We start from the raw sequence: 24,736 nt of genomic DNA, 5'->3' as shown, positions 1-24,736 counted from the left end.
GCCCCTTACCCGTGCGCTCACAGGTATTTCTTCAGCTCCCGCCGCGCCAGCGACCGCTGGTGCACCTCGTCGGGGCCGTCGGCGATCATCAGCGTCCGTGCACCGGCGTACAGCTCGGCCAGCGGGAAGTCCTGGCTCACACCGCCCGCACCGTGCAGCTGGATCGCCTTGTCGAGGATGCCGACGACCGTGCGGGGCGTGGCGATCTTGATGGCCTGGATCTCCGTGTGGGCGCCCCGGTTGCCGACCGTGTCCATCATCCAGGCCGTCTTCAGTACCAGCAGACGCAGCTGCTCCACGGCGACCCGTGCGTCCGCGATCCAGTTGTGGACCACACCCTGCTGGGCCAGCGGCTTGCCGAAGGCGGTGCGGGAGACGGCCCGTCGGCACATCAGCTCGATCGCCCGCTCGGCCATGCCGATCAGCCGCATGCAGTGGTGGATCCGGCCGGGTCCCAGCCGGGCCTGGGCGATGGCGAAGCCGCCGCCCTCCTCGCCGATCAGGTTCGACACCGGCACGCGCGCGTGGTCGAAGATCACCTCGGCGTGGCCGCCGTGGTAGTGGTCCTCGTAGCCGAAGACCTGCATGGCGCGTTCGACGGTCACGCCGGGCGTGTCGCGGGGGACCAGGACCATGGACTGCTGACGGCGGATGTCCGCCCCGTCCGGGTCGGTCTTGCCCATGACGATGAAGATCCGGCAGTCCGGGTTCATCGCCCCGGAGATGTACCACTTGCGGCCGGTGATGACGTACTCGTCGCCGTCCCGCTCGATGTGCGTGGTGATGTTGGTGGCGTCGGAGGAGGCCACCTCCGGCTCGGTCATCGCGAACGCCGACCGGATCTCACCGGCGAGCAGCGGCTGGAGCCACTGCTTCTTCTGCTGCTCGTCACCGAACTGCGCGAGCACCTCCATGTTCCCGGTGTCCGGCGCGGCGCAGTTCGTCGCGGTCGGCGCGAGCTGCGGGGAGCGGCCGGTGATCTCGGCGAGCGGGGCGTACTGGAGGTTGGTCAGCCCGGCGCCGTGCTCGGCGTCGGGCAGGAAGAGGTTCCACAGGCCCTGGCGGCGCGCCTCGGTCTTCAGCTCCTCGACGATCGGCGGGGTGTCCCACGGCGAGGCGAGCCGCTCGCGCTGCTCGTGGGCGACCTGCTCGGCCGGATACACGTACTCGTCCATGAAGGCGAGCAGCTTGGCGCGCAGCTCCTCGGTGCGCGCGTCGAACGCGAAGTCCATGGCGGATCAGCCTTCCTGAAGGGTGGTCAGGCCGTGCTCGATGAAGACGGGAACCAGGTCGCCGATGCGGTCGAAGCCGCGCCCGACGGTCTGGCCGAGGGTGTAGCGGTAGTGGATGCCCTCCAGGATCACGGCGAGCTTGAACCAGGCGAACGCCGTGTACCAGGAGATCGCCGAGACATCGCGTCCGGAGCGGGCGGCGTACCGCTCGACGATCTCGGCCGGGTCCGGGTGCCCGGGGGCCTCGGCGGTGGTGGAGACGGGCGAGTCGGACATGCCCAGCGGCATGCTGTACATCACGAGCAGGCCCAGGTCGGTCAGCGGATCCCCGAGCGTGGACATCTCCCAGTCCAGCACCGCCGTGATCCGGTCGTTCTCGCCGATCAGGACGTTGTCCAGCCGGTAGTCGCCGTGCACGACGGCCGGCGCGGGGGAGTGGGGCAGCTCCCGGCCGAGGGCGGCGTGCAGTTCGTCGATGCCGGCCAGGTCACGGTTGCGGGAGGCGTCCAGCTGCTTGCCCCAGCGGCGCAGCTGCCGGTCCAGGAAGCCCTCGGGCCGGCCGAAGTCGGCGAGCCCGACCTCGTCGGGATCGACCGCGTGCAGGTCGACGAGCGTGTCCACCAGCGACAGCACCGCGCCCCGGGTGCGCTCCGGGCCGAGCGGGGCGAGCTGCTCGGCGGTGCGGTACGGGGTGCCGGGCACGAACTCCATGACGTAGAACGGCGCTCCGAGCACCTCCTCGTCCTCGCACAGCAGCACCGGACGCGGCACCGGCACCTTCGTTTGGTGCAGGGCGCTGATCACCCGGTGTTCGCGCTTCATGTCGTGCGCGGTGGCCAGGACATGACCGAGCGGCGGCCGTCGTACGACCCACTGCGACACGCCGTCGGAGACGATGTACGTGAGGTTCGACCGTCCGCCCTCGATCAGCCGGCCGGTCAGCGGGCCGTGCACCAGGCCGGGCCGCTCACGGTCGAGCAGGCCGCGCAGCCGGTCGGGATCGAGGCCTGGCGGGTGGTCGGCAACCATCGTCGCTCCTACGGACGTGTGAACAGGACCCGACTTATGATGCCGACCGGTCGGTATGTAGTCCAGAGCGTCGCCCGAACGTGATCGGAGCCACGATAGGCCGACAGCTCCCCGCGTGGGTCGGCGGGGAGCTGTCGAGGGGTGATTGTCGGCCAGTGCCGGGGTGTCAGGACCTCAGTGGTCGTCCCAGTGGTCGCCGTGCGCGGCGTGCCGGTGGCCGTCGTGGAGGTAGTCGACGTGGTCGCCGTGCTGGACCCGCATGTGGCCGCAGTCCTCGCCGTGCCGGTGGTCGTGCCCCTCGTGGGCGGTGTGCGCGGCGGGCTCGCACTCGTCCCAGTGGCCGTCGTGGGCGCGGTGCAGATGGCCGTCGTGCGCGTAGTCGATGTGGTCGCCGTGCGGCACCTCGGCGTGCCCGCAGGCGGGGCCGTGGGTGTGCGTGTGGGAGGTGTGTTCCTGGTGCAGGGTGGTCATGGCGCTCACCTTCGGGTGCGGGTGATGACGACGGACAGGCTGCCACGCGACCAGAACATATCCGGGCATCCGGCATGCGTGGCGCCCGAGTACCCCACCCGCGGCTGACCGGTGCCCGTGCGGCGGTCAGTCCCTAGAGGACCAGCGCCGAGGCGCAGGCGGCCAGGGCGACCGTGCACAGGGCCGCGGCCGCGGCGTACCGGGGTGTGAGGGCCGTGGGGCGGTCGGTCGCCGCGAGCGTGTGGATCCGGCGATGGGCGACCAGCAGGAAGCCCAGCCAGAGGGCACAGCACAGGGCACCGACGACGAGCCGGGGGGCCGACACCCCGCCGTGCAGTGCGGTCCGCACGGCGAGTACGGCGGCGACGGTGCCCGACAGCGTGGTGCGCCGCCAGGCGAGCCGGGTCCGCTCCGGCTGCAGTCCCGGATCCCGCTCCGGGGCGGCGACGGCGCTCATCCCTCCCACCCGACCAGCACGACGACGACCATCGCGACGGCCACCACCGCGACGACCAGGCTCAGCAGCGCCGGGAACCGTGACACCGGCAGGTCCTCGCCCCGGCGCATGGCGCGCTCGCAGCGCATCCAGTGGTTGACCGCCCGCAGGGAGCACAGCACGCCCGCCGCGAGCAGCGCGAGCGCAAGCCCGACCCGCCAGCCCCGGCTCAGGTCCGGCAGGAACTGGTCCACCGCGAAACCGCCGCCGATCAGCGCGAGCGCGGTGCGCAGCCAGGCCAGGAAGGTGCGCTCGTTCGCCAGCGAGAACCGGTAGTCGGGCGTGACGCCCTCCGCCCGGATCCGCTGGGGTGCGAACCACAGCCGGACGTTCCGTACGAGTTCGATCACGTGCACGACCCTATCGGGGTGCGCGGTCGGATCAGCCCGCCGACCGGTAGGCGCTCAGGCGCGCGTAGGCCGCCAGGCCGTCCGGAACCCACTGCCATTCCGCGAGACGCCGCTCGATCTCCTGCTCGGGCAGGAAGTCGTGCCAGGCGACCTCCTCGGCCTGCGGCTGGACCGGCAGGTCGCAGCGCACCTCGTAGACGGCGGACCACCAGCTGTGGCCGGCCCCGTGGTCGTACAGGAACTTGAACAGGTACGCGGGACGCGGTAGCCCGGTGACGCCGAGTTCCTCCTCGGCCTCGCGCAACGCCGCATCGTCGTAGGCCTCGCCCGCGCCGACGACGCCGCCGACGAACATGTCGTACAAGGAGGGGAAGACGAGCTTGGCCGGGGTGCGGCGGTGGACGAAGATCCGGCCCGCCGCGTCCCGGGCCTGGATGAACACGCACCGGTGACGCAGACCCTGCGCGTACACCTCCCCGCGCGGGGCCTGCCCGACGACGCGGTCGTGTTCGTCGACGATGTCGAGGATCTCGTCAGCAGCGCTCATGGGGCCATCCAAGCAGGGCGGGAGCGGTGGTTTCGGCAGCGGTGGCCGAGCGGGGGTTACGGAATTCTGACGGGCGTCCGCGCTCCCTGGCGGCGCCGGGGTCCCGGGTGCTCGAATGGCTGGGTGAATACCGGACAGCCCGAGCAGGAGGGCCGGCCGATCGGCCGTCGCGTCCTGCTCGGCACCCTCGGCCTGGGTGCCCTCGGCGTGGTCGCCGCGCCCACCCTGCAGCGCGGACTGGAGTCCTTCCTCGGCAGCGCCGCGGACAAGGACCCCACCGGCCTGACCGGCCTGCTGCCCAACGGCGGCGGCTTCCGCTACTACTCGGTCGCCTCCTCCGTACCGCACAAGAACGCCACGACCTACCGCCTCACCGTCGACGGACTGGTGGACCGACCGCGCACCTACACGCTGGCCGGCCTGCGCGCCCTGCCGCAGACCCGGATGGTGCGCGACGTGCAGTGCGTCACCGGGTGGCGGGTCCCGGACACACCGTTCGAGGGGGTGCGCCTGTCCCGGCTCCTGGACGCCGCGAGAGTGCGCCCGTCGGCCGGGGCGGTGCGCTTCACCTGCTTCGACGGCACCTACTCCGAGAGCCTCACCCTCGACCAGGCCCGTCGCGCCGACGTCCTGGTGGCCCTGCGCATGCAGGACGAGGATCTCGGTCACGCCCACGGCGGACCCGTACGCCTCTATGTGGCCCCCATGTACTTCTACAAGTCCGCGAAGTGGCTCTCCGGCATCACCGTCACCGAAGACGTGCGGCCGGGCTACTGGGAAGAACGGGGCTACGACATCGACGCCTGGGTGGGCCGTTCGAACGGGCGGGACGATGAGCCTACGAGCTGACGCCCCCGTAGCCGCTACGACGGTCCGCCGGTTCAGCAGGGCCGAGCGGTGGGTGCACCGGACGACGGCCGCGCTGATGGGCGTGTGCGTGCTGACCGCGGCCTGTCTGTACATCCCCGAGCTCGCGGAGCTGGTCGGCCGCCGTGCCCTCGTCGTCACCGTCCACGAGTGGGCGGGAGTCGCCCTGCCCGTGCCCGTGCTTGCCGGCCTCGCCTCCCGGGCCTTCCGCGGTGACCTGCGGCTGCTGAACCGCTTCGGCCCGCACGACCGGGTCTGGCTGCGCGCCGCCCTGCGCCGGGACCGGCGGTCCGCCGCACGTCCGGCGGGGAAGTTCAACGCCGGGCAGAAGATCTACGCGGCCTGGATCGCCGGGGCGACGCTGGTGATGCTCGGCACCGGACTGATCATGTGGTTCACCCACCTCACCCCGCTGGTGTGGCGCACCAGCGCGACCTTCGTCCACGACTGGCTGGCCCTCACCATCGGCATCGTCCTCGCCGGGCACATCGGCATGGCGCTGGCGGATCCGGAGGCCCGGCGGGGGATGCGGACGGGGTCGGTGAGCGGGGAGTGGGCGGAGCGGGAGCATCCGCTCTGGCGACGCTGAGCTCCGGTGTACCGCAGGAAAACACCCGGGCCCGGGGCGGTTGCCCCGGGCCCGGGTCCGGCCGGTGGCCGGACGGTGTGCGGCTGCTTGGCGACTGTCCCGCGGACAGCCGCTATATGACCAGGGACAACAGCAGCACCAGCGCACCCGCGACGACCGAGATGATCGTCTCCATGATCGACCAGGTCTTGATCGTCTGGCCGACGTTCAGCCCGAAGTACTCCTTCACCAGCCAGAAGCCGGCGTCGTTGACATGGCTGAAGAAGAGCGAACCGGCGCCGATGGCCAGGACCAGCAGGGCGGCGTGCGTGGTGGACATGTCGGCCGCGAGCGGGGCGACCAGTCCGGCCGCCGAGATGGTCGCGACGGTTGCCGAACCGGTCGCCAGCCGGATCGCCACCGCGATCAGCCAGGCCAGCAGCAGGGCCGGGATCGACCAGTCCTCGGAGATGTCCAGGACCATCTGGCCCACGCCGGAGTCGATCAGCGTCTGCTTGAAGCCGCCGCCTGCGCCGACGATCAGCAGGATGCCCGCGATGGGCGCGAGGCCCTTCTCGACGATCGACGAGATCCGCCCCTTGGAGAACCCGGCAGGGCGGCCCAGCGTGAAGATGCCGACGAGCACGGCGGCGAGCAGGGCGATCAGCGGGGAGCCGGCCACGTCGAAGACACGCTGCACGGTGTTCTCGGGGTCGTCGATGATGATGTCGACGAGGGCCTTGGAGAGCATCAGCACGACCGGCAGCAGGATGGTCGCCAGCGTGGCGCCGAAGCTGGGCCGCTTTTCCAGCTCCTCGGACGCCCGCTGCGGGATCATCCGGTCGGGGGCCGGGACGTCCACCCAGCGGGCGGCGTACTTCGAGAACACCGGACCGGCGATGATCACCGTCGGGATCGCGACGAGCACGCCGAGCGCCAGGGTCACACCGAGGTTGGCGCCCACCGCGTCGATCGCGACCAGCGGACCGGGGTGCGGCGGGACCAGGCCGTGCATGACCGACAGGCCCGCGAGCGCCGGGATGCCGATGCGCATCAGGGAGTAGTTGCCGCGCTTGGCGACCATCAGTACGACCGGGATCAGCAGTACGACGCCGACCTCGAAGAACAGCGGCAGACCGATCACGGAGGCGATGAGGACCATCGCCCATGGCATCGAACGGCCGTTCGCCTTGGCGAGGATCGTGTCGACGATCTGGTCGGCGCCGCCGGAGTCGGCGAGCATCTTGCCGAGGATCGCACCGAGGGCGATCAGCACACCCACGCCGGCGACCGTGGAGCCGAGGCCGGTGGTGAAGCTGGTGATGGCCTTGTCGAGCGGTGCCCCGGCGAAGGCGCCGAGCGCCAGCGACCCGATGGTCAGCGCCAGGAAGGCGTGAAGCTTGAACTTGGTGATCAGCAGGACGATGAGCGCGATACCCGCCAGCACGGCGATGCCCAGCTGGGCGTGGCCGGCCGAGGTGATCGGCTCGACGGTGTCCGCTGCCAGCATCTCGACGCTGAGTCTGGTCACGGGGGTTCCCTTGTCAGTGGAGGGGATGGGGAGGGGAGGGGGTGATGCGGGGGTTCTACGAGGTCTGCGGGGCCGTCTGCTCCAGCCCGTCCAGCGCGGCCAGGGCGCGCTCGGTGATCTCCTCGGGCGTGCCGGAGACGTCGACGGCGACTCCGGTCTCGTCCGGCTGGAGCGGCTGAAGCGTGGCGAACTGCGAGTCCAGCAGGGCCGTCGGCATGAAGTGACCCTGCCGGTGCGCCATCCGGTCCTCGATGAGGGCCCGGTCGCCGGTGAGGTGCACGAACACGATGTCGGGGGCCGCGGCCCTGAGCCGGTCGCGGTACGACCGCTTCAGCGCCGAACTGCTGACCACCCCGCCCAGCCCGGCCCGCCCGTGCGCCCAGGCGCCGATGGCGTCCAGCCAGGGCCACCTGTCGTCGTCGTCGAGCGGGGTACCGGCCGACATCTTGGCGATGTTGGCCTCGGGGTGGAAGTCGTCGCCCTCGGCATAGGGAACGCCGAGCCGGGCGGCGAGCAGCGGACCGATCGTGGTCTTGCCCGTTCCGGCGACGCCCATCACCACGACGACGTGGGGGGTACGCATGTCTGCCTCGCTGTCTTCCTCGACATACGACGCCGCTTCCGACGTCGGCCAAATGAAACCTTTTAGGTACGACGAATTCAAGAGCCTGTGACAAATAAGTCTGACTTTTTGTTCCCGTGACCCGGCACGTACGCTGAGTGCATGAGCACACCGGGCCGGGGGCTGCACGGCCAAGTACTGGACACCCTCGGCCCCGAGATCACCGCGGGTGAGTACCCCCCGGGCAGCGTTCTGCGCACCGACGAGCTGGCCCAGCGTTTCGATGTGTCGCGCTCCGTGATGCGCGAGGCGGTCCGCGTGCTCGAGTCCATGCACCTGGTCGAGTCCCGCCGCCGGGTGGGCGTGACGGTCCGCCCCAGGTCGGAGTGGAACGTCTACGACCCGCAGGTCATCCGCTGGCGACTGGCCGGCGCCGACCGGCCCCACCAGCTGCGCTCGCTCACGGTGCTGCGCTCGGCGGTCGAACCGGTCGCCGCGGGGCTCGCCGCCAGGAACGCCACCGCCGAGCAGTGCAAGGAGCTCACCGAGTGCGCCCTGGGCATGGTCGCGCACTCACGCGGTCACCAGCTGGAGGGCTACCTCTTCCACGACATCGCCTTCCACCGGGTGATCCTCAACGCCTCCGGCAACGAGATGTTCGCCCGCCTGGGCGATGTCGTCGCCGAGGTGCTGACCGGTCGTACCCAGCACGACGTGATGTTCGAGGATCCCGACCCGGCCGCCGTCACCCTGCACGTCAAGCTCGCGGAGGCGGTCCGGGAGCGCGACGCCGCCCGCGCGGAGGAGCTGACCCGGGAGATCGCGGTGGGCGCGCTTCAGGAGCTGGACATCCTGGCGCCCTGACGGCCGCGCTGCGGTCGGCCGCTCCTCAGTCGAGGAACTCCCCGTCGACGTACACCCACGCCCCGTCGACCCGCTCGAACCGGCTTCGCTCGTGCAGCGCCCCGCCCTTGAACGACGCCCGGAAGGTCACGGTCCCGGTCGTGTGGAACGCGGTCCCGTCGCCGGTGTCGAGGATCTCCAGGCCGGTCCACCGCATACCGGGATCGAACTCGACCCGCGGTGGGCGCGTCCGCGGGTGCCAGGTCCGCAGCAGATACGCCTCGTCCCGCTTCACGAAAGCGCTGTAGCGCGACCGCATGAGCGCCTCGGCGGTCGGTGCCGAGGCCGCACCCCGATGAAATCGGCCACAGCACATCTCGTATGTCTCCGCAAGACCGCAAGGGCACGAAGGGTTGTGCGAAGGGGTGGAGGGGTGTGGCCGGCGGGGCCGGGCGGGGCGTCGGGACATGCGCTCCATTCTGCTGCAACACCGGCTGTGCAGAAGTGGTGGATCATCCGCCCCGACACGCGCACATCGTGTGCGAGTCATGTTCGCCGCCCTTCATCGAACCTCCCCCAGGGCTGGCGTGAACACGTCTTGCTGGAGCAACTCCTCACTCTCCAAGGTGGGTTGAGCACTCGAGCATCAGGAGTCACAAGCGTGCGCTTGGGCCGGGCGACCGACCGCCCGGGGTGCTGACGGGGGAACTGATGCGGTACGCGTGATCACTGTCGCCCGTGTGGGTGGCGTTCTGGCGCACCGGTCCGGAAAGTCTTCCTCTGTCATCTCTTGGTGCCTTCGTCCGGTGCCCGAGACAGGGATTGGAGGGGGAATGCCGACGAATGCAGTGAGCGCCGCCCGGCCGACGTATCCAGGCGTCTACGTCGAAGAGCTTCCCAGCAGCAGCCGCACCATCTCCGCCGTGACCACGTCGGTGACCGCGTTCGTCGGTCACACCCGGCGTGGTCCGCTCAACGAACCGGTGCGCGTCACCGGCTTCACCGAGTTCGAGCGCCGCTTCGGAGGGCTCGGCTCGCAGAGCGCCGTCGCCTACGCGGTGCACCAGTTCTTCGCGGGCGGCGGCAGCGTCGCCGTGATCGTCCGGGTCGCCAAGGCCGGCAGCGGAAAGGCTGCCTGCGTCGTCCTGGAGTCCACCGAGGGCCACAGCGAGAGCCGCGTTCTCGAGGTCCACGCCAAGGAGCCCGGAGTCTGGGGCAACGGCCTGCGCGTCGCCGTCGACTACGACACGCCCCACCCCGACGAGACCTTCAACCTGCGGGTGTACGACGCCAAGGGCGACACCCGCGAGAGCTTCACCGGCCTGTCCATGGACACCGGGCACGGCCGCTACGCGCCCACGGTGATCAACGCGGGCTCGCGCCTCATCCGCGTCGACGCCGTCGGCGAGGGCCGCCCCGACCCGTCCGGCACCGTCTCCAAGCCGTTCGGGGACGAGCTGCCGAACCTGGAGGTCGACCTCACCGTCAAGATCGGCGACGTGGAGCGCGAGTTCCGGCTCCACGACCCCGACTGCGACGGCGAAGCCCCGTCCGGTGTCGCCGAGTTGGCGCTGTTGCTGGAGCGCAAGCTGCGCGCCCTGCCCGACGCGCCGGGCAAGCACGCCTTCGCCGGCGCCGAGGTGACCGCCTTCGGCCGGCGTATCCAGGTCGTCGCCGGTTCCACCGACCCCGAGGACGTCGTCCGCTTCCTCGGCGAGTGCGCCAACGACCTGGGCCTGGAGGCCTCCGTCAACCCGCCGGTGTTCCCGCTGGACGGCGGCGAGGACGGCGAGGCGCCCGGACCGCGCGACCTCATCGGCTCCGAGGCCGACAAGACCGGCATCCAGGCCCTGCGCGGCGTCGCCGACGTCAACCTGCTGGCGCTGCCCGAGCTGGCCTCGTACGAGAAGACCGAGAACATGCTCACCGTCGTCTCGGCGGCCCAGCGGCTGTGCCAGGAGCGGCGGATCTTCCTGCTCGTCGATGCCCCGAGCACCTGGGTCAGTGTGGACACGGCCCGCGCGGGGCTCGCCGCCTTCGACGCCGTGCGCGGCGACCACGCCGGCCTGTACTTCCCGCACCTGCAGCTCACCGACCCGCTCACCGGGCGGTTGCGCTCCTTCCCGCCGTCCGGCGCGGTCGCCGCGGTCTTCGCCCGTACCGACTCCGAGCGCGGTGTGTGGAAGGCGCCGGCGGGCACCGAGGCGCGGCTCGCGGGCGTGCACTCGCTCACCGTCGAGCTGACCGACCGGGAGACGGGGCTGCTCAACCCGCTCGGCGTCAACTGCCTGCGCACCTTCCCGCTGACCGGCCCCCTGGTGTGGGGCGCGCGCACCCTCGCCGGCTCCGACGCGCTCGACAGCGAGTGGAAGTACGTGCCGGTGCGCCGGCTCGCGCTGCATGTGGAGGAGAGTCTGCAACGCGGCCTGCAGTGGGTCGTGTTCGAGCCCAATGACGAGTCGCTGTGGCAGCAGATCCGGCTGAGCGCCTCCTCGTATCTGCACACGCTCTTCCGTCAGGGCGCGTTCAAGGGCAGCACGCCGCGCGAGGCCTACTTCGTCAAGTGCGACCACGAGACGACGACGGACGAGGACGTGGCAAACGGCGTCGTGAACGTGCTGGTGGGCATCGCGCCCGTGCGGCCGGCCGAGTTCGTGATCGTCAGGATCCAGCAGACGTCCGGGCAGTTCGCGCTCTGATCGCGCTCATGGAAAACCGAGGAATGCCGAGGAATTGCGATGGCTGAGTTCACGGTCAACGCCCATCGTTTCGACCCGTACAAGAACTTCAAGTTCCTGGTCCTGTGGGACGGTCGTACGGTCGCGGGCATCAGCAAGATCAGTCCCCTGAAGCGGACCACCGAGGTCGTCAAGCACCGGCACGGCGGTGACCCCTCCTCGCCGCGCAAGTCGCCGGGCCGCTCGGAGTTCGAGGGCATCACCCTGGAGCGCGGGGTCACCCACGACCCCGAGTTCGACCGCTGGGCCAACAAGGTCTGGCAGGTCGGGGCCGGTCTCGGCTCCGAGGTGTCCCTCGCCGACTTCCGCAAGGACATCGTCATCCAGGTCCTCAACGAGGCGGGCCAGGTCGCCGTCTCGCACAAGCTGTACCGGACCTGGCCCAGCGAGTACCAGGTCCTGGGCGAGCTGGACGCCAACGCCAACGCGGTGGCCATACAGTCGCTGAAGCTCGAGTGCGAGGGCTGGGAGCGGGACTACGAGGTGCCCGAGCCGGAGGAGCCCTCGTTCCTGAACCCGGCCTGAGCTGAAGAAGGTTGGGGGAGCTGATGGCTGGGGCGGCCGATCTGCTGGCCACCTGGGAGGCGGGACTCGCCGAGGCGTCCGCCGGGCGCGCGCTGCTGCTGCACCGCACCGCGCGCCCGGACCTCGACACCCGGGCACTGCCCGCCCTTCCGGTGGGTGAGCGCGAGGCGGACCTGTTCGCACTGCGCCGGGCCCTGTTCGGCGAGCGCATGCAGGTGCGGCTCGACTGCGCGCAGTGCGGGGCGGACATGGAGTTCGACCTGGACGCCGGGGAGTTCGCCCGCTCGGCCGGAGTCCGCGGTGACACGGTCGTACGGGTCGCGCACGACGGCTGGGAGGTCGAGTTCCGGCTGCCCGGCGCCGGCGACCTGACCGCGGCGGCGCGGGACGTGGATCCGCGCGGAGCGCTGCTCGCGCGCTGCCTCGTCTCGGCGGTGCACGACGGGGCGGCGGTCACCGCCGACGCCCTGCCCGCACCCGTGCAGCGCCGGATCACCGAGGCGGTGGAGGCCGCCGACCCGGGGGCCGACGTGACCCTCGCCGTGGCCTGCCCCGAGTGCGGGCGGGCCACCCGGGCCGAGCTGGACATCGCCTCGTACCTGTGGACCGAACTCGACTCCTGGGCGAGGGACCTGCTCCTGGACGTCCACCTGCTCGCCACCGCGTACGGCTGGAGCGAGCCGGAGATCCTGGCGCTCAGCCCGCTGCGGCGCCGCTACTACCTGGAGATGTGCGCCGATGTCTGAGTCCACGCCCGGCTCCGAGGTGCCCGACTTCCTCGACCGGCTGATCGCCCGGCACGCGCCGGCCGCCACCGGCCCGCGCCCGGACGTGGTGCGGGTCCGGCCTCGGCTGCCCGGCCCGTTCGAACGGATCGAGGCGGTACGGGCGCGGAACGCGGGCGAGGACGCCGAGCCGGTGTGGCCCTCTTCGACGCTCTCCGCCGCACCGCGCCCGGACACCCCGCGTGCGGCTCCGGCGGCCCGCGCGGCACGGCTGCACACGGAACGCGAGCGGACCGTCGTACGCACCGAACGACCGCCCGCCGACCCGGCGCAGCCCCCCGCGCCGCCGGCCGTGACCGAGGCGCCGCTGCTGCGCCCGGTGGCGCCGGTGCTGCCGGGCCCCCGGCCGGTCCCGGATGCCGGGCGGCGGACGCCGGGCCGCCCGGAGCGCGCCGCCCCGACCGCGGCGTCCGTACCCATCCCCCCGGGTACGGACGCCGCTTCCCCCGCCGCGCCGGCCGCCCCACGGCCCAGGGCGGCGGACACGGTGGCGGCCCGCGAGGCCGTACGGCAGGCCGCGGCCCGCCGGTCGGCGCGGGCGCCCGAACAGGTGGTGCAGGTGCAGATCGGGCGGCTCGAGGTGACCGCGGCACCGTCGCCGTCCGGCGGCGCCCGGCAGCGGACGCCCGGGACCGAGCGGCCGGGCGCGACGGTGAGCCTCGCGGAGTACCTGGCCCGGGGGCGTGAATGAGCCGCACAGGAAGCATCAGGACGACAGGGACCGAGGAACTCACGCCATGAGCAACGCACTTGCCATCGCCCATGTGACCCAGGCCCTCGCCCTGCTCATCGAGTCCCGCATCGGACCCGAGACCGACATGGCGGTGAAGGTCGAACCGCGCAAGCCACCGGCCGACCCGTCCGTCGAGCAGCCCACCATCTCGGTCTTCCTCTACCAGGTCACGCCCGACACCTCACAGCGCAACAACGACCTGCCCACCCGCGCCGCCGACGGCACGCTGGTCAAACGGCCCGCCGCCGCACTCGACCTGCACTACCTGATCAGCGCCTACGGCGACGAGACGGAACTCGTCGGGCAGCGCCTGATCGGCTCCGTGGTGCGCACCCTGCACGAGACACCGGTCCTGCCGAAGGACGTCATCGAACTCGCCGGTGAGAAGCCGTACCTGGCGGGCAGCGACCTCGTCGAGGCGGCGCAGCGAGTGCGGTTCACACCGACGGCGATGGACGTCGACGAGACGTCGAAGCTGTGGGGGATGCTCCACCAGACGCCGTACGCACTGTCGGTCGTCTATCAGGCGGCGCTGGTCTTCATCGACGGGCGTGAGACGCCGGTGCCGCGGAAGCCGGTCGAACGGACGGATGTGCGGGTGCTGCCGTTCGGGGCGCCGGGCGCGCCGGCCCCTCCCGGGGTGGAGCGGAGCAATGACGCACCGTCAGGCCCGGTTCCCGCAACGGAGGATGGGAAGAGCGAAGCACCGGCCGTCGCCAAGAAGGCGGCCGAGAAGCCTGTCGCCAAGAAGGCCGCGAAGGCCGTCGCCAAGACGCCGGCGCGCACCCGTAAGACGAGCCCTCGGTCGGCACGTCCGGGCCCACGGAACTCGGACGGCCCGGGCGAGAACACGGAGAAGTGACACGGGATGAGCGCGACGGGGGCAGGTGAGGACATGGGTGGACACGCGCCGGACGCGGCCGGCGAGCGGGACGGCGGCACGACGCTGATCGCGGAGATCGGGCGCGTCCTGGCCCGCGTCGACGCCCACGCGGCACGCGCCGCCGAGCCGGGCGCACAGCGGACGGAATCCGAGCCCGGCGCCGCCTCCGCTCCCGTACGACAGCCCGCCGCCCCCCTCGACGCCCTCGTCGCCTGCTTCGGACTCACCCCGTTCGAACGCGACCTCGTCCTGCTCACCGCCGCCCAGGACCTGGACCCCACGACGGCCGCCCGGTGCGCCGCCGCGAGCGGTGACCCGGAGCGGGGGTACCCCACCTTCTCGCTCGCCCTGGCCGCCCTCGCCGAGCCGCACTGGAGCGCGCTCACCCCCGTCGCCCCGCTGCGGCGCTGGCGGATCGTCGAGCTCGACGACGAGTCCCGGCTGACCACCTCCCGGCTGCGGCTCGACGAACGCATCCTGCACTTCCTGCTGGGCTCGCCCTACCTGGACGCCCGGCTGCACGGCCGGCTGCGGCGCACCCCGGTGCCGGACCGGCTGCCACCCTCGTACGACCTGGCCGCGAACCGGGTCGCCGCGGGCTGGACGGCGGGAGCGAGTCCTGATGCGCCCCTGCTGGTCGAGCTGACCGGCGGGGACCTGCGCAGCCGGGCCGACATCGCCGCCGCCGCGGCCGCCCGCTCCGGGCTCGGCCTCTACGCGGTCAGCGCCGAGGACCTGCCCACCGACCCCGCCGAACGGGACCAACTCGCCCGGCTCTGGCAGCGCGAGGCGATCCTGCTGCCCGCCGCGCTGCTCGTCGAGGTGGGCGAACTCGACCGCGACCAGCGGGCGGCGACCGAGGCGTTCCTGGCCCAGGCCGCCGTACCCATGGTGGTGTCGAGCGAGGACCCGCTGCGTTCCGACCGGCCGCACGGCGTCCGCGTGAGCGTGCCCCGGCTCGACGACGACGAACAACTCGCCCTGTGGACCGACGCGTTCGCGGGCATCGACCTGGACGACCTCGAACTCCGGTCGCTCGTGGCCCAGTTCCAGCTGCCGCCGCATGTCGTACGGTCCGCGGCCGCCACCGTACGCCGTGACCTGCCCGTCGAGGACGAGCCGGACGCGGCCCGCCTCGCCTGGCGGGCCGGGCTGGCCGAGGCCCGGATCGGCATGGACGAGCTGGGCCGGCGGATCGCACCGCAGGCCGGCTGGGGCGACCTGGTGCTGCACGAGCGGCAGGTCGGCGTGCTCCGCGAGATCGTCGCCCATGTACGGCAGCGGCCGACCGTCCACCAGGAGTGGGGCTTCGCCGGCACGCTGCGCCGCGGACTCGGCGTGACCGCGCTGTTCGCGGGCGGCTCCGGCACCGGCAAGACGCTGGCCGCCGAGGTCATGGCGAAGGAACTCGGCCTCGACCTCTTCGTCGTGGACCTCTCCCAGGTGGTCAGCAAGTACATCGGCGAGACCGAGAAGAACCTCCGCCGGGTCTTCGACGCCGCCGAGCGCGGTGGCGCGCTGCTTCTCTTCGACGAGGCCGACGCGCTGTTCGGCAAGCGCAGCGAGGTCAAGGACAGCCACGACCGGTACGCCAACCTCGAGGTCAGCTATCTGCTCATGCGGATGGAGGCCTACCGCGGCCTCGCCGTCCTCACCACCAACATGAAGAAGGCCCTCGACACCGCCTTCCTGCGCCGCATCCGCTTCGTCGTCGACTTCCCCTTCCCGGCCGAACACGAACGAGCCGAGATCTGGCGCCGCGTCCTGCCGCCGCAGGCCCCGGTCAAGGACATCGACTGCGATCTGCTCGCCCAGCTCACCGTCGCGGGCGGCTCGATCCGCAACATCGCCCTGTCCGGCGCGTTCCTCGCCGCCGAGGAGGGCGACCGGCTGCAGATGCGGCACATGCTCGCGGCGGCCCGCACCGAGTACCTGAAGCTCGAGCGGTCCCTGACGCCGACGGAGGTGCGCGGATGGGTGTGACCCCGCGTGAGATCCGGGTGGACGTGGGCGAACTGGCCCTCAGCGGCTTCCGGGTGGACCCGGAGCGGGTCTCGGCCGCGTTCGAGCGTGAGCTCACCCGCCTGATCCGCACCCACGGCGTACCGCTGGCGACGGACGGGCCGCTGACCGTGGACGCCCTGTCCGCACTGCCGCCCCTGCCCGCCGGTCTGTCCGCACGGCGGCTCGGGCAGGAGCTGGCGCGCGCCGTGCACGAAGGGCTCAGCGGCCATGGGGAGGTGACCCGGTGAGCAACACGCAGAGCCAGGACGCCCGTTCCGAGCAGGCGGCCGAACAGCGCCGCCGCAAGCGCAGGGAGCGTGCCGCCAAGTCCCGTACACCGGAACCGAAGGACATCGTCAGCGGCGCAGGACAGCCCCTCGACCCCGGCGTCCGGCGGGAGCTGGAGGAGCGGCTCGGCCACGACCTCGGACGCGTACGGCTGCACACCGGCCGCGACGCCGGACAGCTGACGGAACTGCTCGGCGCGGACGCCGTCGCGGTCGGCCAGGACATCTTCTTCCGCGAGGGCACCTTCCGCCCCGGCACGGCGGACGGCCGACGCCTGCTCGCCCACGAGCTCCTGCACACCGTCCAGAACCCGCACGGCCTGGGCACCTTGCGCGTCGGCCGTGACCTCGGCGCGGTGAGCCTGCCGCACCAGCCGATCGAGCGGGAGGCGGAGGGGGCGGCCCAGGACCTCGTACGGGACGAGGAGTCCGCTCCGCAGATCGAGCCGGGGCAGGCCACGCCGGGATGGCTGCGGTACGCGACCGTGAACGCCGATCGGCGCCGCATGGAGGAGCTGGACCCGGCGACCCTGGTCGACCGCGTCGCGAACGGAGTCCTGCGCTCCCTGCGCGGGGACCCGGAGGACCGGTCGGGCCGGGTCCGGCTCCAGCTGGCACGGCTGGCACCGCAGGTGCAGGACCTCGTCCTCGACCGGCTGGAGATACGGCTGCCCGCGCCCGTACTCGACCGGGTGCTGGACCTCGTCGAGGAGGCGGAACAGACGGGGCCGCTGCCGCTGGACGCGGCGGCGGCGCCCTCGGCCGTGCCCGGGGCGGCGGACGAGGTCGCCGAGGAGCGCCGGCGCGACGAGACCGCCGGGGAACGCCCGGACGCGCGCGAGCGGCCGGAAGCCGGCGGGGAGGGCGAGCAGGAGAAGCCCGGTGAGCCCGGTGAGCCCGGTGAGCCCGGTGAGCCCGGTGGGGGAGCGGTCGGCGGCGAGAAGGGGAGTACGTCCTCCGAAGAGGCCGCTGCGCAGGACCAGGAGGAGGCCGGGGCACGGGAGCAGGACCGGTCGGAGTCCGGGCAGGAGGACAGGGACACCGCTGCCCGCGAGGACCAGAACGCTTCCGCGCAGGACGAGCAGCGCAAGGCCGAGGACGACGGCGCGCAGCAGGACGAGGCGAAGAAGGACGACGCCGCCGCCGAGGAGGAGCGGGAAGAGGCCGGACGGCAGGAGGAGGCCCCGCCGGAGCCGGAGCGGCAGGCGGGCGAGCAGCAGACGCGCCAGGACGAGGGCCCGGCGGTCGCCGCGGACACCGCGGCCGCCCCGTCGCCCGTCGACCGGAGCGGTGCCGAGCCCGGCGAGAAGCCCCGGACCGGCGGCGACACCGGCCCGGTCCGCTCGGCGGGCGACCCGGAGAACGAACAGGACGCCGACGACGAGCCGTTGGGGCTGGACTCGGAGCCCGCGGAGCAGGAGCCGGTCGCCGACGAGGACACGCCCGCGGCCCGCGGCAACGAGCCCGTCCCCGACATCGACCTCGTCGGCTACACGGAGGCGGCGAAGAACCCGGGCATCGTCGAGGAGCGGAAGAAGGGCAACGCCTCCCGGCCTTCCCTTCCGTCCACGGATGCCGGACCGGCACCGGAAGAGGTGGCGGACGCACCGCAGGACGCTCCCGCACGTTCTGGGGTGGACGACGAGCCCCAGGGGCTCGCCGACCAGGACCTGTTCACCGGCGCGTCCGCAGAGCAGGACCTCGGGCCGGACGGAGCCGGCGGGGCGACCGGCACCGGGAACGATGCGTCCGGGCTCACCCCGACGGCCTCGGCGGACTCCGCCGGAGGCATCGGCGACAAGGTGCAGGCGGAGCAGCGTGCGGAGGACGCCGAGGCCCGCCGACGGGACGAGGAGGCCCGCACCGCCGATGGTGCGGGAGCCGGCGCGACCCCGCCGCCCGGTGAGCCGGCCGGGCCCGAGCGGCTCGCCAAGGCGGACGAGGACGCCCGTACCCAGGACGCCGGTTCGTCCCGGGCGTCCGGCAGGCCGGCGGACGGCGGCGGCCAGGCCGAAGGCACCGCGAAGCAGGGATCGCAGGCGGCGGGCGCCCCGGCGAAGAGCGAGACGGAGCCGAGCGCCGGAGCGGACAAGGGGTCCGCGAAGCCGGCAGACAAGAGCGAGGACACGGCGGGCGGCACCGGCAGCAGCGTCGGCACCGGCACCGGCAGTACTCCCGGCACCAAGCCGACCCCCACCCCCGACGACCAGGGCGTCACCGAGGGCAACGGCCACGCCACCTCCCCCGGACCGGAAACCGGCCCGGACAAGGTCTCCACACCGGGGCCCGGCTCCGCTCCGCAACTGGCGCCGGGCAACGGCCCCTCACCCCTGTCCGCCTCGGAGGCGAAGACCAACACCCCCAAGACGTCCGGCACTTCGGGTTCCGGCGGCGGTGGATCCGCCGCCCGGTCCAAGCCGGCGGGCAGCAAACGGCAGACCGCACGGCAGGCCGCCCGCAACGCCCGCCGCGGCGGGGGCGGCGGTGGTCGCGCGTCCTCGGCTCCCGCGCCGACGCGGGCCGGCGGCGGACGCGCAGGCGCATCCGCCCCGGCGAAGCCCAAGAAGGAAGCCGCCGCACCGGACGTCTCGAACGCCACGCCCGAGGCGGGACTCGCGACGGCCGCAGGCCTGAAACCGCATCAGATGCTGGACACGCTCAAGGGCGTGAACGGCGCGGTCGGCCGTTCGGTCGACAAGGAACGTACGGCGCTGCGCAAAGCGCCGCCGAAGGAGCAGCGCCCGTCCGGCTCCCCGCGGACGGTGCCGGGCGGTCCGACGCCGGCGGCCCCGGGCACGTACACCAACGCCAAGGTGGCCCGTACCGAGGCCGCACCGGGCAAAACGCCCGAGATCACCGGCGAGCAGAAACCGGAAGGTGAGGTACCGGGCGCGAACGTGCCCGAGCCGAGCTGGTGGGACATCGCCGTCACCATCGGCGCCCAGCTCTTCGGCAAGCTCCTGAAGGAGATCCTGCCCCTCGACGACCTGATCGACTCGATCCTCGGGCTCCCGACGAAGGACGAGGGCCTGCAGAACGCCAAGGTGGGCGACGCACCGCGGCTGCCGCTGGAGAACGACTCGGACCCCCGGCGCACCGACGAACAGGGCCAGAAGCTCGACGAGCGGAAGGCGGAGCTGCACCGCTCCGGCCGGGAGGACGCGGCCCGTCCGATGGGCGAGGACCAGATCTACCCGGACGTGCCCAAGGAGACCCTGACCGGCAAGGTGCCCGGCGGCAACGGCAGGAACGCCAAGGGCGCCGGGCGCACGATGTCCGGCGGCGGGGTGCCGATCGAGTCCGCGTCCGCCGTGGCCGAGCACGACCGTGGTCTGCAGATCCAGGCCGGCTTCACCGAGGGCCGCCAGAAGATGACGCAGGAGCGCAGGGCCAAGGACGACAAGGCCCAGGCGGACCGGCAGAAGCACGATCAGGACCTCAAGCGCGAGGTCGACACAAGCAGCAGGCAGCAGGCCGACGCCCGGGACAAGGGCCGCTCCGACATCGCCGACTCCCGCGACAAGTGGCGCAAGGAGCAGGACGACAAGACCGCGGAGATCGACGGCAAGAAGGGCAGGAAGTACGACGAGGTCCGCAAGGACGTCAAGGAGAAGGAAGAGCAGACCGACAAGGACGTCGACAAGCGGACCCAGGACGACAACAAGAAGATCACCGACGAGCAGACCAACGCCGAGAAGGAGGCCGAGAAGAAGCAGGAGGAAGGCAAGGACGACGCCGACAACTGGCTCGAAGAAGCCATCGAGAAGCTGAAGCAGTTCTTCGAGGAGCTCAAGAACGCCATCAAGAGCGTCTTCGAGAAGGCGCGGCAGATCGTCACCGACCTCATCGACAAGTTCAAGCAGCAGGTCTTCAAGCTCATCGACGACGCCCGCAACTGGGTGATCGACAAGATCAACAAGTTCGCGGACGCGCTGATCGCCCTCGGTGACGAACTCCTCGCCGACTACCCGGCGATGCGCGACAAGTGGCGCAACACCATCGACGGTGCGCGCGACTGGGCCGTGGACAAGGTCAACCAGATCGCGGACGGGCTCAAGGAGATCGCGGGGAAGCTGCTCGACGGCCTGTGCGGGGCGCTGCTCGCGGGGCTCGACGTCCTGGAGACCGGGATGCTGGCGGCTGTCGAGGTCGCCGAGACCGCCACCGTCGGTGCGCTGGAGTTCGGCGCCGCCGTGGTGGAGGGCCTCGGTGAATGGGCCGCCATCTTCAACGACATCGTCTCCGACCCCGGCGACTGGATCAGCAAGGCGGGGGCCGCCGCGGACACCGGTGCCAGGGAGCACCTCTTCAACGAGGTCACCAGCGCGGTGAAGGCCTGGTTCCACCAGAAGGTCCAGGAGATCATCGGCATCCCGATGGAGGACTTCCAGGAGCTGGTCTCCGGCGGAGTGACCGTCGAGCAGATGGCTCAGATGGCGTGGGACGAGGCGCTGCCCCAACTCCCGGTCATCATCGGAGTGCTGGTCGTGGAGAAGGTCGTCGCGAAGCTGATCCCCGGGGCCGGCTGGGTCATGGCGGTCATCGACGCCCTGAAGACGGCATGGGGCGCGCTGAGCGAGATCCTCGCCGCCTTCGGCCTGTTCATGGACTTCCTGAAGTCGGTCAAGAGCGGCAACGGCGCCCTGCCCTTCGCGAAGGCGGTGGCGGCCGGTGTCGTCGCCCTGCTCGAGCTGATCTACGAGTTCCTGATCGAGGGCGTCGGCAGGTTCATGGGCAAGGTGGCCGACAAGCTCGGCGACATGCTGAAGAACCTCCGCAAGAAGAAGGACAAGCCGGACGGCTCCGACGCACCGCCCGCACAGCCGAACGCTCCGGGCAAGCCCAAGGACCAGGACCCCGCACCCACGGCCGACGACCGGTCACCGGACCCGGCCCGCCCGGCCGACCGCGACGACGACCGTCCGACGCCGCGCAAGCCCTCCACGGACGACAAGTCCCGCCCACCGGCGAGGCCACGCCCCGGCAAGCGCTCCGCCCCGGAGAAGAAGAAGCGCCCCTCGCACACCACCCGCCCGAAGAAGCGCCGCGACGACGAGCGGCGCCGCGAGGAGGGCCGCGATGTGAACGCGGCCCGCAAGCGGATACGGGACGCGGAGCGGCGCACACGCACCGACAAGGACGACGGCCCCGACGCCCCGTCACGCCGCCGCCCCTCCACAGGGCGTACGGACAGTCGTGGCCCTGGGCGGGGTCGCCCCGGCGACAGGCGTACGGACGACTCCCGCCGCCAGGACGACAGGCGCCGTACGGACGACCGTCGCCCCGACGGCAAGCGCACCGACGACCGCCGCCGGGACACCGACCGGGACCGTGACAAGGACCGCCGCCCCGGCAACCGCGTCCGGCGCGCCCGCCAGACCGTCAAGTCGGCCGTCACCAGGGCCCGCCGCGCCGTCGGCAAGCTCTTCGGCAAGGCCCGGCGCAAGGTCGGCGACAGGCTGAACGACCGGCTGCGGCGACTGCGCGACCAGTGGCGGCGCCGGCAGGAGAGGGACCGGACACGGGACCGGGACAGGGACCGGGACAGGACGCGGGACCGGGGCCGGCAGCCGGAGCCGGAGGGCAGGAAGGACTACGACCTTCCCACGGTGCGTTTCCGCACGGACGACGGAGAGCTGCACACCCTGCTGTTCAACGGCAAGGGCCGGAGGGCCGATCTGACCGTCCGGAGCACTCCACAGGCCATGAGCAAATTCTTCGGCGGCTGGGCCAAGGAGAACGACCTGCTCAGGGAGTCCGACCCCGATCGCTTCGCCGAACAGGAGCGGGCGCTCAAAGCGGCCAGGGCCCAGTACGACGTGGTGGAGAGCGCGCAGGACGGCCTCCCGAACTCCGTGCGTGAGGACCGGTCCAGCAAACTGCCTGAGTACGGCACCCCGGTGTTCGTCGGAAGGGCAGGTGACGCGGCCTTCGAACGGGAGCTGAACAGGCTCAAGCAGCACATGGAAGACCTGGCCGAACTTCTCGAGGCCAGGGGGTCGGTCGCGGACGTACCCCCCTTGCCGCCGACGATCCTTCCGCCCTTCGCGGACGGTCCGCTGGCAGCCGAGTTCAGAGCTCACTACATCCAGCAGGACACGCCGAAGGGGACCGACATGGGCGAGCGGCAGAAAGTCTCGCCCCTGGGCTGGGACAAACTGACCGTCGGCGCCCGGAAGTCCAACTGGGTCCGTATGCACATGCTGCCCGCGCGGCTCGGCGGCCACGCCACCACCTCGAATCTGGTGCCCGCCAGGAAATCAGAGAACAAGGACGTGGAAAAGGTCGAGCACCCTGCGGCACTGGCCGTCGGAAAGACAGGAGACGACGGGAAGTCTCTGGGCAATCACAAACGGCCGGACAATTTGCAGAAGATGGTCTGGTACGACGTCAGGAAGATCGAGTACCACGCTGGTCATCCCGGCTTCCCGAAGTCCGTCCGTGTGCACTGGGGCAGCTACAAGGTCGAGGGAGGGCACTGGAAGCGGGACGACGAGATCGACAACTGGCCCGGATCCTTCGACAAGCCCGAGTCGGTTGATCTGGGCACTTCGGCCAGGCGCCGCAAGGTGAATGTGAACAAGACCACCCAAGGTCAGCTGCAAGAGGTGCTGCCCGAAATCTCGGACTACTTCGCCCAGGTCATCGTGACGCTGGCCAGGACACGGAAGGCGAACGGACGGAAGTTCAACAACGCGACGGAACTGGCGGACGCGCTGGAAGCCGGGGAGGACCTCGGAACCGACGGTGCGCAGAGCGGCAGGAACCACCAGGAGCGGCAAAAGGTGGTCGCGCTGATCAGGAAGGCTGGTGGCAAGCTCACCTTCGGAAACTGAGCAACGCGCACCTACGGAACGGAACCAGGAATGACTTCTCTCACTCCCCAGGAAAACCTGTGGCTGGGCGTCCTCGCAGAGTTGAGGAACTCTCCGGCGATCCATGTGTACAACGAGTACAACGACCCGATCGACGACACTCTGGGCGATGCGTCGGCGGCCATGAGCGAGATCGCCGAGGACTACGACATCCACCTCGACGCGTCCTTCCGTGAGACGTACACACGGTTCGGTGGAATAGGCAGTTCCTGGCGGACCACGGAGGAGTACCCCTTCATTTCGGGCGAGTTCCACATCGCGAGTGTCCAGCTGGAGATCGAGCAGGCGCCGCCGGAACTGGGCTGGAGGGAGTCACCGATCGACGACCCGCACCTCATGTACCAGCTCCGGACCATCGACGGCACACCGGACAGCGGTGTGGGAACGCTGGCCGCCGTACGCGTACCACCCGGCGTGACAAACCCCGAGATCTGGTTCGATCACGGCCGGCGCGGGGCCTGGAAGCTGGACCTGGATTACCGCGGCTACATGGAAACGCTGCGTGTGACGAAAGGCACCTTCGGTTGGCAGTACCTCTTCACGGACGTGTCGTTGCGGGGTGATGACTTCGAGGAGACCGGCAGGCGGCTCAGCGACATGCTGACGGTGTTTCCCGACCTGTTTCCCGGCTACGACTACCAGCCACTCCGGCGTCGTCTGGCCGCACGGCTCGGATAGCCGGCGCCACCATGATCGTCCTGTTTCCGAGAGGTGAGGTCCATTGACCCGCTACGCCGACATCCCCAAACCCATCCGCTCCGGAATAGTCGTGGTCAACCCCGACACCGGCACTCCCCAGCGGATCATCGTGCTGCAGTTCAACCCGGACACCCTGGAGCGCAGCGTCGCCCCCCAGTCCGCCGGCGACAGCGGCGACGCCGGAGGCGGCGGGACCGGGAGTGGGGACCGCAACGAGGCCCTCCGGCTCAAAGGCCCCGCCCAGGAGACCTGGAAGTTCACGGCAGAAATCGACGCCACCGACCAGTTCGAGATCGCCGCGCCCGACGGCATCCACCCGCAGCTCGCGACCCTCGAAATGCTGGTGCAGCCGACCGTCGCCCAACTCCGCGCCGCGAGCAGGCTGTCGCAGAAGGGCACCATCGAGATCAGCCCGATCGAGATGCCGCTGACGCTGTTCACCTGGGGAAGCAAACGGGTCATGCCCGTGCGGCTCACCGAGCTCTCCGTCAACGAGTCCGCCTTCGACGTGAACCTCAATCCGATCCGCGCCTCACTGAGCATCGGCATGAAGATCCTCACCGTCAGCGACCTGCCCGCCGGCCACCGCGGCGCCGACCTGTACATGGCGCACCTCGCGCAGAAGGAGCGCCTCGCTGCAGCGGCGCGCGGCGGCAGTGCGGGCTCGCTCGGACTCACCGGAACCAACGCTGTGACCGGAAGGGGCTGAGC

The 24,736-nt window shown here is 71.3% G+C and carries 22 protein-coding genes; 13 read left to right on the top strand and 9 right to left on the bottom strand.

The genetic code is table 11. From position 1 onward, the window contains the following. Positions 1-17: 17 nt before the first annotated feature. From ACFV7R_RS09740 to ACFV7R_RS09715, 6 genes are all read right to left on the bottom strand, one after another. On the bottom strand, positions 18-1,232 hold the full coding sequence (locus ACFV7R_RS09740; protein WP_385261855.1) for an acyl-CoA dehydrogenase: 1,215 nt from the start codon (positions 1,230-1,232) through the stop codon (positions 18-20). A 6-nt stretch (positions 1,233-1,238) separates the two neighbouring features. Beyond that, the gene (locus tag ACFV7R_RS09735) at positions 1,239-2,261 is read right to left on the bottom strand and encodes a phosphotransferase family protein (protein ID WP_385261854.1); all 1,023 of its coding nucleotides are present in this window, start codon (positions 2,259-2,261) and stop codon (positions 1,239-1,241) included. A 174-nt stretch (positions 2,262-2,435) separates the two neighbouring features. Next, complete coding sequence (locus ACFV7R_RS09730) at positions 2,436-2,732, bottom strand: hypothetical protein (RefSeq protein ID WP_129797023.1); 297 nt, start codon at positions 2,730-2,732, stop codon at positions 2,436-2,438. Between the two features lie 133 nt (positions 2,733-2,865). After that, the gene (locus ACFV7R_RS09725; RefSeq protein ID WP_385261853.1) at positions 2,866-3,189 is read right to left on the bottom strand and encodes a DUF202 domain-containing protein; all 324 of its coding nucleotides are present in this window, start codon (positions 3,187-3,189) and stop codon (positions 2,866-2,868) included. Next, positions 3,186-3,578 (bottom strand): YidH family protein, encoded by a 393-nt coding sequence (locus tag ACFV7R_RS09720; RefSeq protein ID WP_129797021.1) that lies wholly within the window; start codon positions 3,576-3,578, stop codon positions 3,186-3,188. The genes ACFV7R_RS09725 and ACFV7R_RS09720 overlap by 4 nt, the downstream gene beginning before the upstream one ends. A gap of 31 nt (positions 3,579-3,609) precedes the next feature. Beyond that, positions 3,610-4,125 (bottom strand): NUDIX hydrolase, encoded by a 516-nt coding sequence (locus ACFV7R_RS09715; protein ID WP_385261850.1) that lies wholly within the window; start codon positions 4,123-4,125, stop codon positions 3,610-3,612. Positions 4,126-4,248: 123 nt separating this feature from the next. Here ACFV7R_RS09715 and ACFV7R_RS09710 point away from each other — a divergent pair, with 123 nt between their 5' ends. Both ACFV7R_RS09710 and ACFV7R_RS09705 read left to right on the top strand, forming a co-directional pair. Beyond that, the gene (locus ACFV7R_RS09710; RefSeq protein ID WP_385261848.1) at positions 4,249-4,974 is read left to right on the top strand and encodes a molybdopterin-dependent oxidoreductase; all 726 of its coding nucleotides are present in this window, start codon (positions 4,249-4,251) and stop codon (positions 4,972-4,974) included. Next, positions 4,958-5,581: a cytochrome b/b6 domain-containing protein gene (locus ACFV7R_RS09705; RefSeq protein ID WP_385261846.1), complete on the top strand. Its 624-nt coding sequence runs from the start codon at positions 4,958-4,960 to the stop codon at positions 5,579-5,581. Before ACFV7R_RS09710 ends, ACFV7R_RS09705 begins: the two co-directional genes overlap by 17 nt. 112 nt (positions 5,582-5,693) lie before the next feature. Here ACFV7R_RS09705 and ACFV7R_RS09700 read toward each other — a convergent pair whose 3' ends face one another. Both ACFV7R_RS09700 and ACFV7R_RS09695 read right to left on the bottom strand, forming a co-directional pair. Further along, entirely contained in the window at positions 5,694-7,091 is a 1,398-nt protein-coding gene (locus ACFV7R_RS09700) for a gluconate:H+ symporter (RefSeq protein WP_385261844.1), read from the bottom strand. 55 nt (positions 7,092-7,146) lie between these two features. Next, positions 7,147-7,674, bottom strand: a complete 528-nt coding sequence (locus ACFV7R_RS09695; RefSeq protein ID WP_385261841.1) for a gluconokinase — start codon at positions 7,672-7,674, stop codon at positions 7,147-7,149. Between the two features lie 141 nt (positions 7,675-7,815). Between ACFV7R_RS09695 and ACFV7R_RS09690 the strand changes: the two genes are divergently transcribed. After that, positions 7,816-8,517: a FadR/GntR family transcriptional regulator gene (locus ACFV7R_RS09690; RefSeq protein ID WP_129797015.1), complete on the top strand. Its 702-nt coding sequence runs from the start codon at positions 7,816-7,818 to the stop codon at positions 8,515-8,517. A 25-nt stretch (positions 8,518-8,542) separates the two neighbouring features. Here the strand turns inward: ACFV7R_RS09690 and ACFV7R_RS09685 are convergent, their stop codons facing one another. After that, a complete protein-coding gene (locus tag ACFV7R_RS09685; RefSeq protein WP_385261838.1) occupies positions 8,543-8,965 on the bottom strand; it encodes a YchJ family protein in 423 nt (140 codons plus the stop codon). 364 nt (positions 8,966-9,329) lie between these two features. Here ACFV7R_RS09685 and ACFV7R_RS09680 point away from each other — a divergent pair, with 364 nt between their 5' ends. Genes ACFV7R_RS09680 through ACFV7R_RS09635 form a run of 10 tightly spaced genes read left to right on the top strand, consistent with a single transcriptional unit; the run spans position 9,330 to position 24,734 of the window. Beyond that, positions 9,330-11,195 carry a phage tail sheath C-terminal domain-containing protein gene (locus ACFV7R_RS09680; protein ID WP_385261837.1) on the top strand — a complete coding sequence of 622 codons (1,866 nt, stop codon included), beginning with the start codon at positions 9,330-9,332 and terminating at the stop codon, positions 11,193-11,195. Positions 11,196-11,234: 39 nt separating this feature from the next. Next, positions 11,235-11,759 carry a phage tail protein gene (locus ACFV7R_RS09675; protein WP_004003113.1) on the top strand — a complete coding sequence of 175 codons (525 nt, stop codon included), beginning with the start codon at positions 11,235-11,237 and terminating at the stop codon, positions 11,757-11,759. Positions 11,760-11,782: 23 nt separating this feature from the next. Beyond that, the gene (locus tag ACFV7R_RS09670; RefSeq protein WP_385261834.1) at positions 11,783-12,505 is read left to right on the top strand and encodes a hypothetical protein; all 723 of its coding nucleotides are present in this window, start codon (positions 11,783-11,785) and stop codon (positions 12,503-12,505) included. Next, positions 12,498-13,235 carry a hypothetical protein gene (locus tag ACFV7R_RS09665; RefSeq protein WP_385261832.1) on the top strand — a complete coding sequence of 246 codons (738 nt, stop codon included), beginning with the start codon at positions 12,498-12,500 and terminating at the stop codon, positions 13,233-13,235. The genes ACFV7R_RS09670 and ACFV7R_RS09665 overlap by 8 nt, the downstream gene beginning before the upstream one ends. 46 nt (positions 13,236-13,281) lie before the next feature. Beyond that, positions 13,282-14,139 carry a DUF4255 domain-containing protein gene (locus ACFV7R_RS09660; protein WP_385261830.1) on the top strand — a complete coding sequence of 286 codons (858 nt, stop codon included), beginning with the start codon at positions 13,282-13,284 and terminating at the stop codon, positions 14,137-14,139. 33 nt (positions 14,140-14,172) lie between these two features. After that, entirely contained in the window at positions 14,173-16,143 is a 1,971-nt protein-coding gene (locus tag ACFV7R_RS09655) for an ATP-binding protein (RefSeq protein WP_385261827.1), read from the top strand. Next, a complete protein-coding gene (locus ACFV7R_RS09650; RefSeq protein ID WP_385261826.1) occupies positions 16,134-16,412 on the top strand; it encodes a hypothetical protein in 279 nt (92 codons plus the stop codon). Before ACFV7R_RS09655 ends, ACFV7R_RS09650 begins: the two co-directional genes overlap by 10 nt. Continuing rightward, entirely contained in the window at positions 16,409-23,287 is a 6,879-nt protein-coding gene (locus ACFV7R_RS09645) for a DUF4157 domain-containing protein (RefSeq protein ID WP_385261824.1), read from the top strand. Before ACFV7R_RS09650 ends, ACFV7R_RS09645 begins: the two co-directional genes overlap by 4 nt. A gap of 30 nt (positions 23,288-23,317) precedes the next feature. After that, entirely contained in the window at positions 23,318-24,004 is a 687-nt protein-coding gene (locus ACFV7R_RS09640; RefSeq protein ID WP_385261821.1) for a hypothetical protein, read from the top strand. Between the two features lie 43 nt (positions 24,005-24,047). Beyond that, positions 24,048-24,734: a hypothetical protein gene (locus tag ACFV7R_RS09635; RefSeq protein WP_385261818.1), complete on the top strand. Its 687-nt coding sequence runs from the start codon at positions 24,048-24,050 to the stop codon at positions 24,732-24,734. Positions 24,735-24,736: the final 2 nt, after the last annotated feature.

It is taken from the genome of Streptomyces sp. NPDC059866, assembly GCF_042731325.1.
Classification (GTDB): domain Bacteria; phylum Actinomycetota; class Actinomycetes; order Streptomycetales; family Streptomycetaceae; genus Streptomyces; species Streptomyces flavusporus.
This window is presented reverse-complemented; position numbering and strand designations above follow the sequence as displayed.